The 13,370-nt window shown below is 68.8% G+C and carries 13 protein-coding genes; 4 read left to right on the top strand and 9 right to left on the bottom strand.

The window, feature by feature from the left end:
• Nucleotides 1–220: 220 nt before the first annotated feature.
• Nucleotides 221–490 (bottom strand): hypothetical protein, encoded by a 270-nt coding sequence (locus C5C07_RS04390; protein ID WP_004972643.1) that lies wholly within the window; start codon nt 488–490, stop codon nt 221–223.
• Between the two features lie 312 nt (nt 491–802).
• Between C5C07_RS04390 and aglD the strand changes: the two genes are divergently transcribed.
• Complete coding sequence (gene aglD, locus C5C07_RS04385) at nt 803–2,677, top strand: flippase domain-containing glycosyltransferase AglD (protein ID WP_004972645.1); 1,875 nt, start codon at nt 803–805, stop codon at nt 2,675–2,677.
• A gap of 9 nt (nt 2,678–2,686) precedes the next feature.
• Here aglD and yjjX read toward each other — a convergent pair whose 3' ends face one another.
• A complete protein-coding gene (gene yjjX, locus C5C07_RS04380) occupies nt 2,687–3,208 on the bottom strand; it encodes an inosine/xanthosine triphosphatase (RefSeq protein ID WP_004972648.1) in 522 nt (173 codons plus the stop codon).
• A gap of 20 nt (nt 3,209–3,228) precedes the next feature.
• A complete protein-coding gene (locus tag C5C07_RS04375) occupies nt 3,229–4,017 on the bottom strand; it encodes a helical backbone metal receptor (RefSeq protein ID WP_115804631.1) in 789 nt (262 codons plus the stop codon).
• Between the two features lie 264 nt (nt 4,018–4,281).
• Here C5C07_RS04375 and C5C07_RS04370 point away from each other — a divergent pair, with 264 nt between their 5' ends.
• From C5C07_RS04370 to C5C07_RS04360, 3 genes are all read left to right on the top strand, one after another.
• Nucleotides 4,282–5,289 (top strand): transcription initiation factor IIB family protein, encoded by a 1,008-nt coding sequence (locus C5C07_RS04370; protein ID WP_004971221.1) that lies wholly within the window; start codon nt 4,282–4,284, stop codon nt 5,287–5,289.
• Between the two features lie 201 nt (nt 5,290–5,490).
• Nucleotides 5,491–6,585: a site-specific DNA-methyltransferase gene (locus tag C5C07_RS04365; RefSeq protein WP_115804630.1), complete on the top strand. Its 1,095-nt coding sequence runs from the start codon at nt 5,491–5,493 to the stop codon at nt 6,583–6,585.
• A 116-nt stretch (nt 6,586–6,701) separates the two neighbouring features.
• The gene (locus C5C07_RS04360) at nt 6,702–7,097 is read left to right on the top strand and encodes a hypothetical protein (protein WP_004972655.1); all 396 of its coding nucleotides are present in this window, start codon (nt 6,702–6,704) and stop codon (nt 7,095–7,097) included.
• 45 nt (nt 7,098–7,142) lie between these two features.
• Here the strand turns inward: C5C07_RS04360 and C5C07_RS04355 are convergent, their stop codons facing one another.
• From C5C07_RS04355 to trpC, 6 genes are all read right to left on the bottom strand, one after another.
• Complete coding sequence (locus C5C07_RS04355; RefSeq protein ID WP_004972657.1) at nt 7,143–8,321, bottom strand: 3-dehydroquinate synthase II; 1,179 nt, start codon at nt 8,319–8,321, stop codon at nt 7,143–7,145.
• An 805-nt stretch (nt 8,322–9,126) separates the two neighbouring features.
• Nucleotides 9,127–9,537 carry a methylated-DNA--[protein]-cysteine S-methyltransferase gene (locus C5C07_RS04350; protein WP_004972659.1) on the bottom strand — a complete coding sequence of 137 codons (411 nt, stop codon included), beginning with the start codon at nt 9,535–9,537 and terminating at the stop codon, nt 9,127–9,129.
• An 88-nt stretch (nt 9,538–9,625) separates the two neighbouring features.
• The gene (locus C5C07_RS04345) at nt 9,626–10,426 is read right to left on the bottom strand and encodes a 2-amino-3,7-dideoxy-D-threo-hept-6-ulosonate synthase (protein WP_004972661.1); all 801 of its coding nucleotides are present in this window, start codon (nt 10,424–10,426) and stop codon (nt 9,626–9,628) included.
• Between the two features lie 24 nt (nt 10,427–10,450).
• Nucleotides 10,451–11,284: a tryptophan synthase subunit alpha gene (gene trpA, locus C5C07_RS04340; protein WP_050458757.1), complete on the bottom strand. Its 834-nt coding sequence runs from the start codon at nt 11,282–11,284 to the stop codon at nt 10,451–10,453.
• On the bottom strand, nt 11,284–12,552 hold the full coding sequence (gene trpB, locus C5C07_RS04335) for a tryptophan synthase subunit beta (protein WP_115804629.1): 1,269 nt from the start codon (nt 12,550–12,552) through the stop codon (nt 11,284–11,286). Before trpB ends, trpA begins: the two co-directional genes overlap by 1 nt.
• Entirely contained in the window at nt 12,549–13,358 is an 810-nt protein-coding gene (trpC, locus tag C5C07_RS04330; RefSeq protein ID WP_115804628.1) for an indole-3-glycerol phosphate synthase, read from the bottom strand. Before trpC ends, trpB begins: the two co-directional genes overlap by 4 nt.
• Nucleotides 13,359–13,370: the final 12 nt, after the last annotated feature.

Raw genomic sequence — 13,370 nt, 5'->3', positions numbered from 1 at the left:
GTCGAGACGGGCGACTGACGCTGTACCGTGTGACGGTTCCGTGTCCATACCGACTCCCAGCGGCGGGGCTGGGACGCGAGAAAACCCGAAAAACGGGGATGGAACGACGCGTGGGTGGGAGACGACGGCGTTCCGGGTGGGAGCGGCGCGAGGGAGGACGCGCCGGGGTGCACGCCGAGGACGGCGTGCGGCGGGGCCTGAGTGAAACGTCAGCGGGGGCTCAGACGGTCACCTTCCACGTGGTGCCCGAGGAGTAGCCCCACTTCTCGACGCTCACGTCGAAGTCGCCGTCGAGGATGGGGCGCATGTTCGCGCCGACCTCCTTCGCCGAGAGGTCGAGGTCGTCGGCGATGAGGCGGGACTTGAAGTACGTCTTCGCCCCGGCGTTGGAGCGGAGGTAGTCGAGGATGCGGCGCTGTTTCTCCGAGAGACTGCGGTTGGCGTCGAGGACCTCGCCCTCGACTGCGGTCGCGGAGGCGGTCGTGCTCATACCTACACAGAGAGACGAGACGCCTATCAGGGGTTTGGTACGGGAACTTAACACGGCGCTGTCTTGCGATTTTCACCGAAAACGAGCCGCCGGGAGGGCTTCACCGAGCCGTCGCAGGTACAGTCGCCTAACACCCACGCGACGCGGACACACCAACGAGGGAACAGGCCGGACGCATCGGAGCGCGTCGGGCCGCGCCGGGGCGCATCGAAGCGGCCGCCGAACACCCGAACGTTCCGAACTGTCCGTCTCACGGACCGTACCTGTTCCAAGACAGAAAATTCATACGCGGATAGCGGCCATACGACGACAATGGGTCGCCCGACAGAACGACGCCCGGCCGCCGCGACCGCGGCCGGCGTCGAAGTGAGCGTCGTCCTCCCCGCCTACAACGAGGCGCGGACCATCGAAAACACGGTCCGCGTCACCGTCGAGACGCTCGAATCGTTCCTCCCCGCCGACGCCTTCGAAGTCATCGTGGCCGAAGACGGCTGCGACGACGAGACGCCGGAGATAGCCGACCGGTTGGCCGCCGAGGACGACCGGATTCGCCACTACCACAGCGACGCCCGCCTCGGTCGCGGCGGCGCGCTCGAACGCGCCTTCGAGGCCGCCCGTGGCGACACGCTCGTCTACTTCGACACGGACCTCGCGACGGACATGCGCCACCTCGAAGAGCTGGTCGAGCGCGTCCGCTCCGGCGAGTACGACGCCGCGACCGGGTCGCGCTGGATGCCCGACCGCGTCGCCGACCGCCCGCGGAAACGCGGCGTGCCGAGCCGGGCCTACAACGGGCTCGTCCGCCTGTTCCTCCGCTCGGACCTCCGCGACCACCAGTGCGGCTTCAAGGCGTTCAGCCGCGAGGCGTTCGAGGCGCTCCGCGACGACGTGGAAGACAACCACTGGTTTTGGGACACGGAGATGCTCGTCCGCGCCCAGCGCGCGGGCTTTCGGGTCGCCGAGTTCCCCGTGGACTGGGAGCCGAAAGGCGACACGAAAGTCGACCTCGTCCGCGACATCCTCGGGATGGGGAGCCAGATTCTCCGGACGTGGTGGCAGCTCACGGTCCGGCCGCGCATCACCCGCCGGGTGACCATCGTCGCCGGCCTGCTTTTGACCGTCCTCGCGCTCGCGCTGATGACGCTCTACATCGACCCCTCGGAGGTCATCGCGGTCCTCGGCGAGGCCGACCCCGCGCTCGTCGCGGCCGCGGCGCTAATCTACGTCGTCTCGTGGCCGCTTCGGGGGATTCGCTACCGCGACATCCTCGCCGAGCTCGGCTACCGCGAGAAGGCGGGCTTCCTCACGGGGGCGATATTCATCAGTCAGACCGGGAATCTCGTGTTCCCCGCCCGCGCGGGCGACGCCGTGCGCGCCTACGTCGTGAAGGCACGCCGGAACATCCCGTACCCCTCGGGCTTCGCGTCGCTCGCGGTCGAGCGCGTCTTCGACCTGCTCACCATCGCGGGGCTCGCGGGCGTCGTCCTCGTCGGCCTCGCGGCGACCGGCGGCCTCGACGACATCGCCACGGTGCTCGCGACCGGCGTGAGCGGCGGCACGGTCGACGTGTCCGCCGACGACGTGCGCACCGTCGCCTACGTCGCCACCGGCGTCGGCGTCGTCGCCATTCTCGGCGTCATCGGCATCGCGCTGTCGGCCCGCGCGGACCGGAACGTCGTCCGGGCGTTCGTCGGCCGGTTCTCGTCGGACTCCTACGTCGAACTCGTCGCGGGCGTCATCGAGCAGTTCGTCTCCGACCTGCAGGCGGTCGCCGGCAACCGCGCCGCCTTCGGCCGCGTCGGCCTGACGAGCCTCGCCATCTGGACCGTCGACGTGGTGACGGCCGTCGTCGTCCTGCTCGCGCTCGGCGTCGACATCGACCCCGTCGTCCTCGTCGGCGTCTCGTTTTTCGCCGTGAGCGTCGGCAACCTCGCGAAGGTGCTCCCGCTCTCGCCCGGCGGCGTCGGCCTCTACGAAATCGCCTTCACGGTGTTCATGGCCGCCCTCGCGCCGATTACGCCCGCGGCCGCGCTCGCCGCGGCGGTCCTCGACCACGCGGTGAAAAACGCCGTCACCATCGTCGGCGGCGTCGCGTCGATGCTGTCGCTCAACGTCTCGCTGACGACCGCGGTCGAAGAGAGCGCCGACGTGCGCGACCGCGACCACGAACTCGCCGAGTCGGAGTAACGGAGCGACTCAGTACAGTTCACACCGGAAGGGCGCGAACGCGCCCGTCACGGCCGATTCGAGCGCGTCGGTTCGGGTGAGCCGACCGCCGGTGAACACGCCCGCCGCGCCCTCGTTTTTCGCGATGTCGTCGGTGCCGAGCACGTCGTCCATCACCGGCCCGAGTTCCTCGCCCGCGTCGATGCGGTCCACGATGCGGGCGGGGAGCGGGAGGCTCGGCCCCGCGGCGCGACCGACGCGCTCGCCGTCGGTCACGGCCGCCCACATCACGAGATACGTGTCCCGCCCGTCGGTGCCGTCGCCGGCCGGGAAGGTCGCGACGCCGCCCTCAATGCCGACGCCGAAGTCGTAGTCGCCCGCGTCGAGCGCCCGCTCCGCGCGGGTGACCGCGCCCGCGATGGTCTCGTCGTTCCCCGTCGGCTGTTCGGAGACGCCGGAGTCGACGGCGACCGCCGCCACGGAGGCGTCGGGGCAGGTTCGTTCGACCGCGCGCCGCTTCACCGGGTTGCCGCTTCCGACCGCGATGTCCATGTCGGTAGCGCGTCGCCCGGTTATTTCCCTTCGTCGGATTCGGTCGCGGTCGCGGGCTCCCACGGCTCGGGGAAGTCGGCGTCGGGGTGTAGCAGTCGCGCGAGGCGGTCGACGCCGGAGACGACCGCCGGGCTCGGCTGGTTGAGAAGCGAGTCGTCGACGGCGTGGACCGCGGCGTCGAGATTCCACCCGCGGGCCTCGAACGCCTCGGGGTCGCCGCGCTCGCCCTTCCCGCAGGGGTGGAGAACAACGTGGTCGGGGTCGGCGGCCGCGACGGTCTCGGGGTCGACTTCGGCGGACCGCTCGCCGGGCGCGACGAGCGGGGCGGACCCGCCGGCGGCGCGGACGAGGTCGGGGACCCAGTTGCCGGCGGCCATCGGCGGGTCGGCCCACTCCTCGCAGTAGACGGTCGGGCGGTCGCGGTCGGCGACCGCGTCGGCGACGCGGGCGAGGTGGTCGCGGCAGTCCTCGGCGAGCGTCGCGCCGGCGCTGGCGTCGCCCGCGGCGTCGCAGACGACGGGAAACGAGTCGAACACCTCGGCGAGCGTCGCGGGCGCGACGTGGAACACGTCGTAGCCGCGGTCGCGGGCCGCCGCCGCGACGTCCGACTGGAGGTCGTCGCAGGTGCAGACGGCGTCGGCGTCGAGTTCGTCGACCCGGTCGAAATCGGGGTTCAGCCAGCCGCCGACGACCGGCTTGTCGGTCGGCGAGTGAGCGGTCGCCCCGACGACGTGAGCGTCGAGACCGGCGGCATCGAGGATGGCCGTCGCGCTCGGCGCGAGCGAGACGACGCGGGGGTGGGCGGCCATGCGTAGTCGTGGCAACGCCCCTTCGAGAAAAGTATGTATCGCGTTACGGTCGGTGGGAAGCCGCCGCTGAGTGACCGGTGAATCGCCGAATCCCTCATGAACCTCAATCACCCGTGCGACGGCCTCACACAGCCAAACGAGGCCGCTCGCCGAAAGCGATACCAAACCATTTATGCGGTCGTCTGCGGTTGCTGGTGTTACGGACAGCATCCGGGTTCTAGCCGCCTCTAACCACCCCATCCCGGAGCACCCGCCGTCGTATCCATGAGTGAACGAATCTGGACCCGAAACCCCGGCGCACAGGAGCAGGAACGAAACACGCAGAACGGCCGACAGGAGGCCGAAACCGAACAGGAAGACACGAAGGGCGACACGCTGCAGTGTCCCGAGTGCGGCGGTCACGTCGTCACCGACGACGAACACGGCGAGACCGTCTGTAACGACTGCGGACTCGTCGTGACCGCGGACTCCGTCGACCGCGGCCCCGAGTGGCGCGCGTTCGACGCCCGCGAGAAAGACGAGAAGTCCCGCGTCGGCGCGCCGACGACCAACACGATGCACGACAAGGGCCTGTCGACGAACATCGACTGGCGCGACCGCGACGCGTACGGGAACTCCCTCGGCGCGCGCCAGCGCCAGAAGATGCAGCGGCTCCGCAAGTGGAACGAGCGGTTCCGCACCCGCGACTCCAAAGAGCGCAACCTGAAGCAGGCGCTCGGCGAAATCGACCGCATGGCCTCCGCGCTCGGCCTGCCCGAGAACGTCCGCGAGACGGCGTCGGTCATCTACCGCCGCGCGCTCGACGACGACCTGCTGCCCGGCCGCTCCATCGAGGGCGTCGCCACGTCGTGTACCTACGCCGCCGCCCGCATGGCCGGCGTCCCGCGCTCGCTCGACGAAATCGCGGAGGTCTCGCGCGTCGAGAAGAGCGAGGTCGCCCGCACCTACCGCTACATCGCCCGCGAACTCTCGCTGGAGGTCAAGCCCGCCGACCCCGAGCAGTACGTCCCGCGGTTCGCCAGCGAACTCGGCCTCTCCGACGAGTCGAAGATGCGCGCGCGCCAACTCCTGAAGAACGCCAAGGAGAAGGGCGTCCACTCGGGTAAGTCGCCGGTCGGCCTCGCCGCCGCCGCCGTCTACGCCGCCGCCCTCCTCACCAACGAGAAGACCACGCAGGCCGCCGTCAGCGACGTGGCCGACATCTCCGAGGTCACCATCCGCAACCGCTACCACGAACTCCTCGAAGCCGAGGAGAACCTCGGCCTCGTCTGAGCACGCGCGCCGGACGACCGCGCCGGACGGCGGTTCGAATCGGACGAGACGACTCGATTTTCGGTTATTCGCTCGCCAGCGGCGGCGCTCGACGCTGCGAGCGGCCGGCCGGGGCTTCGAACCGCGGGGACCGGCGGCGCGGGGGCGACCGGCTCCGCACCGAGGCGAAGGGTTTTGTTTCGGGGCGAACACGTCCGTACGATGCGCACGACTCACGCCCTCACGGTGGGCGACGCCGCCGACACCGGACTCGCCGACGAGAGCGTGAACCTCGTCGTCACGTCGCCGCCGTACCCCATGATAGAGATGTGGGACGACCTCTTTTCGGCGCGCGACGACGCCGTCGCGGCGGCGCTCGACGAGGGCGACGGCGACGCCGCGTTCGAGGCGATGCACGAGCAGCTCGACGCCGTCTGGGACGAGGTGGCCCGCGTGCTCGCCCCCGGCGGGCTGGCTTGCGTGAACGTCGGCGACGCGACCCGGAGCCTCGACGGGTCGTTTCGCCAGTACCCCAACCACGCCCGCGTGCTCACCGCGCTCGGCGAGCGCGGGCTGACGCCGCTTCCGGACGCCGTCTGGCGCAAGCCGACCAACAGCCTGACGAAGTTCATGGGGTCGGGAACGCTCCCGACGAACGCCTACGTCACGCTCGAACACGAGTACGTGCTCGTGGTCCGCAAGGGCGAAGCGCGGTCGTTCCCGCCGGGCGACGACCGGCGCTACGAGAGCGCCTTCTTCTGGGAGGAGCGAAACCGCTGGTTCTCCGACCTCTGGGAGTTCGGCGGGACCGCCCAGCGCCTCGATTCGGGCACTAGAGAGCGCTCGGCGGCGTTCCCCGTCGAGCTTCCGCTCCGGCTGATTCGGATGTACTCCGTCTACGGCGACACCGTCTTCGACCCCTTCGCCGGGACCGGGACGACGACGCTCGCGGCCATGCTCGCGGGCCGGAACTCGGTCGGCTACGACCTCGACGCCGACCTCGTCTCCGGGTTCGAAACGCGGCTCGACGACCTCCCGGAACGCTCGCACGCGGAGGTCGAACGCCGGCTCGACGACCACCGGGAGTTCGTCGCCGACCGCGACGAGCGCCCCGGCCACGACGCCGAGCACTACGACTTCCCGGTCGTGACGAAACAGGAGCGTCGCATCCGTCTGTACCGCGTGACGTCGGTCGAGGCGTCGGCCGACGGGTCGGACCGCGAGTTCGTCGTCGAACACGAACCGCACGACGGGGCCGGGGCCGCCAGCGCCGCGGGGACGACGCCGACTTCGGAAGACGCGCAGACGACCGACTAACCTCGAAACGCTCGAATCCGGGGCGTTCGAACGCGTCCCGTCGGGCTTCGGTTTCGGTTGACTGACTATCGGATAATCCAGACGTTTAAGAGTGCGGACGACGACGCCAACGAACAATGCCCGATGCTCGTCGTCGCGCGTTCGTCGCAGCCCTCGTCGGCGTGGTTGGTGCCTCGCTCGGAATCGCCGGGGCGGGCCACGTCTACCTCCGCGAGTGGCGACGCGCGATTGCGTGGTTCACCTTCGTCGTCGGCGCGGGGCTGGTGTTGCTCTCGACGTTCGCCGACCCGGCGACCGTGACCGTGGACTCGGTTCCGAGAGAGGTGCTGATTCCCGTCCTCGGACTGCTGTTCCTGAGCGCGTTCGACGCCTACCGCGTCGGGATTCGCCCCCGCGGCCGCAACGCGAACGGCGAGCCGACCTGTCCGGTCTGCGGCGGCGAACTCGACCGAAACCTCGACTTCTGTCCGTGGTGTGCGACGGAACTCGAGTGGTACACGGTCGAAGGATAAGGCGCTCGCGTCGGCGGTCCGCCCCGAAAAAACGGTTCTCCGGAATTACTTCTCGATGATGCTCTCTTCGACGGCCTCGCCGAAGTGGCGAGCCGTGTCCTCGTAGTAGATGAGCATCTCGTCGCCGGGTTCGAGGTCCGTGACCGCGGTCCGTCCCTCACGGGTGTGGACCTTGATGGTCTCGGCGTTCTGCAGGAGCGTGGTGACGCGGTCGCCTTCGTAGTCGGCGGAGATTCGGAACATCGGTCGCTTTTCTATCTTCACGCGCCCGACGATGGCCTCGCGGGTGTTCCCGTTCGTGTCGATGAGCTGCACCTCGTCGCCGCTTTCGAGTTCGGAGAGGTAGACGGTGCCGCCGTCGGGGGTCCGCGCGTAGGCGTGGACCGCGCCGGCGTTGACCCTGAACGGCCGAGACGCGACGTACGGGGATTTCGCCGTCTCGGCGTGGACAAAGAAAAGGCCGCGAGCCATCGAGCCGACGAGCATCCCCTCGTCGTGGTCCATGATGGTGCCCGTGTCGACGCAGACGCGGTCGGCCATGCCCGTGCGTTCGACCTCCGTGACCTCGGCCCAGACGAGGTCGAGCGACTCGCGTTCGGCCTCGTCGCGGACCTCGACGGTCTTTCGAATCTCGTCTGGGTCGTCGCTGTCGAGGAGGACGCCGTCGGAGCCGAGTTCGAGCGTCTCGAAGGCGGTCTTGGCCTCCTCGGCGGTCGTGACGCCAGCGATGAGGTCGGTCTCGTCGCCGATGCGGGCGATGAGGTTCTCCAGCGGGATGATGGTCCAGTCCTCGCCGATGACGATGGTGTAGTCGCCGTCGCGGGCGGCCTCCTCGGCGAACGCCTCGTAGTCCTTGCTCAGAATGCGGACGTACGACCCGTTTGCGAGGTCGTCGCCGCGGCGGAGCGTCGTCAGGTCGGCAGAACCGGAGAAATCGGAGGGGAGTTCGACGGTCGCGTCGCCCTCGCCGTCCTTGCCGACGATATAGGCGTCGGCGAGCGCCTCGGGGTCCGCGTCGTCTTCTTCCGCTTCCATCACGTGAACGTCGGCGTCGGTCCGGAACGCGGCGATGTTGACGTCACCGAGTTCGCGCACCTTCTCGACGTCGGCCTCGTCGACGAGAACCCAGTCGACGCCGGCTTCCAGTCCGGCCGTGATGCGTCGCTTCCGCGTCTCCCAGTCGCCGACCGCGTCGTCGGCTTTGAGCCAGACGCTTCGTGTCATTATCGACTTCACTCGGTGGGTGGGCTTGAACGTGGCGAATGAATCAACGGACGGCGAACGGGTCCCTCGGGGTCGGTGCGGCCGCGCCCCCGCAATTCTATATCGCGCTATACGATTTATTTTGGGGAACCCGGGTCGAAATTCGGAGTCGCACGACCGATTCGAACGCGCTGACGCGAGTCCGAGACTCCGGCTGTTGGGTCCGGAAAACGGGTTCGTAGAGCACACGGTGGTTACGCCCGAGTTCGGAGGGTAACCCGCGGTCGAATCGAAGACTTCGACCGGGGCTGTCGAGTCCAAAACGTCGTTCAGATAGGACGGTGACTGAGACGCAGTTCGGAACGAAATTTCGCGGTCAGACAGGTCGACCGCGGCGGTCAGTCGAGAGACGAATCGACTGCACGGCCCGGAATCGATTGTGATGCCCGAACCTCCGACGGGTTGGGAGGCGAGTTCGACCGGGCTATCGCGGTACTGACTCCAGGCACAGAATCGGTCGGAACCGTACACGCACCACCCGACATTCCGCACGAAACTCCGGGGGTTGCGGTGGGAAAGACGCACGGCCGTCACCGTCATCGACAGCGGGCCGGTGACTCGGGTCGCGTTCCGGGAACGGTACGCCGTCGCCGACACAGAAAGACGGAGCAATCGAATCCGGGCCGAGTTGGACCGTTCGGCGAGCGCCGGACGGGAAGTCGAACTGTGTTGGGTTCGACCGAGGGTCGTCGAGAAATACTAGCCCGCGCGGCGTTTCCCGACCAAATCGAAGCTCGATAAACCAGTTACGGCGATATGAAATCGGTTAGAACGCGTCCAGCCCCGTCTGGACCGCGCCGCGCTCGTGGTCGAGGAGCGCGCGCTTCAGTTCGACGCCGGCGGCGGCGGAGAAGCCGCCGAGGGAGTCCGCGCCGACGACGCGGTGACACGGGACGACGAGCGGGACCGGGTTCCGCCCGCAGGCCTGGCCGACGGCGACCGCGTGGCTGTCGAGTTCGGCCGCGACCTCGCCGTAGGTGCGCGTCTCGCCGTACGGAATCGACGCCATCACGCGCATCACGTCGCCGGTAAAGGAGTCGGGAAATCGCACGTCCACGTCGAACTCGCGTCGCTCCCCGCGTTCGTACTCGGCGAGCTGTGTTCGGAGCGAGTCGGTCGGACATCCGAGGAGTCGTTCGTCCACGTCGACCGCGAACTCCCACATCGTGACGCGCATGCTCGGGGTTCGCGCTCGGCGGGTATCTATCTGTAGGCTGGCTACCGAAGGGAGCCGAAAACAGAACCGTCGTTCGAAGAGGGCCGCGTTACGCTTCGATTCCGAGGCCGGCGCGTTCGAGAGCCGTATCGGCGTCGGCGTCGTCGTGGATGACGGCGCTCACGGCGCGGGTGATGGCTTCGGGGTTCTCGTGTTGGAAGATGGAACGGCCCATCGAGACGCCGGCCGCGCCGGCGTCCATCGTGCCGCGGACCATCTCGACCGTCTCGCGGTCGGTGCCGCGGCTCCCGCCGGCGATGACGACCGGCAGGCGCGTGGCCTCGACGACGCGGCCGAAGGAGTCGGCGTCACCGCTGTAGGCCGTCTTCACCACGTCGGCACCGACTTCCTCGGCGAGGCGGACGGCGTGGGCGAGCGCCTCGGGGTCCTGTTCGTCGATGCCGGGGCCGCGGGCGTAGGACATCGCGAGCACGGGCACGCCGAAGTCGGCGGCGCGGGAACAGAGGTCGGCGAGCTGGGTCATCTGGTCGGGCTCGTAGTTCGAGCCGACGTTGATGTGGAAGGAGACGGCGTCGGCACCGACGCGGAGGGCGTCTTCGACGGTGCCGGTGAGTCGCTTGTCGTTTTCGTCCGGGCCGATGACGGTCGAGCCGTTTACGTGGACGATGTAGCCTTTACCGTTCTTGTTCGGGTGGACGCGCGGGGCGGTGCCCTTGTGCGTGAGGACGGCGTCCGCGCCGCCGCGGGTGATGCCGTCGATGGTGGATTCGATGTCGACGAGGCCCGTGACCGGGCCGAGGGTGATGCCGTGGTCCATCGGGACGATGAGGTATCGCCCGTCTGTGGAGATGCGTTCGAGTCGTGCGGAGAGTCCGATGTCTGTGTTCATGTATGAGAAAGGGTGGCAGAGCGGTTATGTGCGTTCCGGATGCGGTGGGCGTTGCGAGGCGCCGGCCACTGCACCTTCTTTCAGTTCGCGGGCGAGCGTTTCGAGGCGGTCGGCGACCGTCTCGGCGTCGTCGCCGTTCTCGTGGCCGTCGGCGACTATGTCCACGAGCGCGCTCCCGACGATGATGCCGTCGGCGCCGCTCGCGACGATGCGCTCCGCGTGGTCGCCGCTGCTGATACCGAAGCCGACCGCCTTGGGCACGTCGTAGTCGGCGAGTCGTTCGAGCGACGAGCCGGTCTGGTCGGAGACGCTCGACTGCGCGCCCGTCGTGCCGAGACGCGCCTGCACGTAGACGTAGCCCGAGACCTGTTCCATCATGCGGTCGAGGCGCTCGCCGCGGGTCGTCGGCGCGACGATGAAGACGAGGTCGAGGCCGAACTCGTCGCAGGCCTCGCGGAGCGGGCCGGCCTCCTCGGCCGGCAGGTCGGGAACGACGAAGCCCTCGATTCCGACCTCGGCCGCCTTCTCGACGAACGGCCGCGGGCCGGGGTCGTCTCCGTAGCGGTAGATGAGGTTGTAGTAGGTCATACAGACCAGCGGCACCGACACGTCGAGGTCCTCGACGAACTCGAAGAAGCGCGTCGGCGTCATGCCGCCTTCGAGCGACCGAACCACCGCGTTCTGGATGGTCGGCCCCTCGGCGATGGGCTCCGAGAACGGAAGCCCGAGTTCGATGATATCCGCGCCGCCGCGTTCGAGCGCCTCGACGTATTTCAGCGAGGACTCGTAGTCGGGGTCGCCGGCGGCGAGGTACGGGATGAACGCCGGGCCGTCGGCGAAGGCGTCTTCGAGCGACATCACAGGCCCCCCGTGAACTCGTCCATGTTCGGCGCGATGTCGATGTCGCGCTCGTAGGTCTCCTCGATGGCCGATTCGAGGTCCTTGTCGCCGCGGCCGGAGACGTTGACGACGACGTACTCGCCGAGGGCGTCCGCCTCCGCCGAGTCGGGCGCGTCGGGGCCGGCGACCGATTCGAGGTAGCCGAACGCGTGGGCCGACTCCAGCGCGGGGATGATACCCTCCATCTGCGAGAGCCGGTGGAACGCGGTCAGCGCCTCGTCGTCGTCGACGTTGACGGCGGTGACGCGACCGGTGTCCACGAGGTACGCGAGTTCGGGACCGACGCCGGCGTAGTCGAGCCCGGACGACACCGAGTGCGACTCCATAATCTGTCCGTCGCGGTCCTGGAGGATCCGGGTGCGAGCGCCGTGGAGGATGCCCTCCGACCCGGTCGTGAGCGACGCCGAGTTGGGCGCGACGCCGGCTTCCTCGTCGACTTCGAGCGTCGAGCCGCCGGCCTCGACGGCGTAGAGCGCGGTCTCCTCGTCGTCGACGAACTCGGCGAACGCGCCCATCGTGTTCGAGCCGCCGCCCGCGCAGGCGACGACGGCGTCGGGGAGCCGACCCAGTTTCTCTCTGGCCTGCGTGCGGGCCTCCTCGGAGATGACCGACTGGAAGTCGCGGACCATGCTCGGGAACGGGTGCGGGCCGACGACGGAGCCGATGACGTAGTGCGTGTCTTCGACGTTGGTCGCCCAGTCGCGCATCGTCTCGGAGATGGCCTCCTTGAGCGTGCCGCGGCCGACCGTGACGGGGTTCACCTCGGAGCCGTTGAGCTTCATCCGGAAGACGTTGGGGCGCTGGCGGTTGATGTCGCGTTCGCCCATGTAAATCTCGCAGGGCATATCGAGGTGGGCGCAGGCCATCGCCGTGGCGGTGCCGTGCTGGCCCGCGCCGGTCTCGGCGATGATGCGCTCTTTGCCCATGTACTTCGCCAGTAGGACCTGCCCGAGCGCGTTGTTGAGCTTGTGCGCGCCGCCGTGAAGCAGGTCCTCGCGCTTGAGGTAGACCTCGCGGTCGTAGCGCTCGGAGAGCCGGTCCGCGCGCTGAAGCGGCGTCGGCCGACCGCCGAAGTCCCGCAGTCGCGCGCGGAAGTCGTCCATGAAGCCGTCCTCGTTGTCGAGGACGTACCGCTCGTACGCGTCGGTCAGTTCCTCGATGGCCGGCATGAGGGCCTCGGGAACGTACTGTCCGCCGTAGTCGCCGAATTTGCCGTCTGCGCTCATTGTGTGAGTGTCTCCGTGTTCCGTCGTACGTCGCCGTCCATGATGGCGGTCCCGACGAGGAGGGCGTCGGCACCGGCCTCGCGCATCCGCCGCGCGTCTTCGACCGTCTTCACGCCGCTTTCGGCCACGAGAAGCACGTCGTCGGGCGCTTCCGGCGCGAGTTCCTCGAACGTGCCGAGGTCGACTTCGAGTTTCCCGAGGTCGCGGTTGTTGATGCCGACGATGTCGGCTCCGGCCGCGAGCGCCGCGGTGAGTTCCTCGCGCGTGTGGACCTCCACGAGCGGCTGGAAGCCGCGGTCGCGAGCCGCCTCGACGAGGTCGGAGAGGTCATCGTGTTCTCGCGGGCCTCGCCCGCTCGAATCGCCCGCGGAACTCTGTTCCGCGCTGCCAACGAACCGCGCGATGAGGAGCACGAGGTCGGATTCCACGACGTCAAGTTGGTCCTCGTTCATGATGAAGTCCTTGCGGAGGACGGGCACGTCGACGGCCTCCCGGATTTGCCGCAGCGACTCGGCCGAGCCGCCGAAGTGCTCGGGCTCTGTGAGGACCGACAGCGCCGTCGCGCCGCCGGCGACCATCTCGCGGGCCAGTTCGACCGGGTCGTCCTCGCGGACGCCCTCGGTCGTCGGACTCGTGGGCTTCACCTCGGCGATGACCGGGACCCGGCCCGCGGCCTCCGTCGCGGCCACGGCCTCGGGGAACGACCGCGCGTCGACCGACACGCACGTCTCCCCGCCGGGTCGCTCCCGCGCGGCCTCCAAGATGGCGCGCACGTCGGGAGCTAATTCGTCTCCACTAGCGTTCATTGATGTACACTA

Origin of the sequence: Haloferax sp. Atlit-4N (assembly GCF_003383025.1) — an archaeon.
GTDB classification, from domain to species: Archaea; Halobacteriota; Halobacteria; order Halobacteriales; family Haloferacaceae; genus Haloferax; species Haloferax gibbonsii.
The sequence above is the reverse complement of the archived record's forward strand: the minus strand, read 5'-3'. Positions and strand labels throughout refer to the sequence as shown.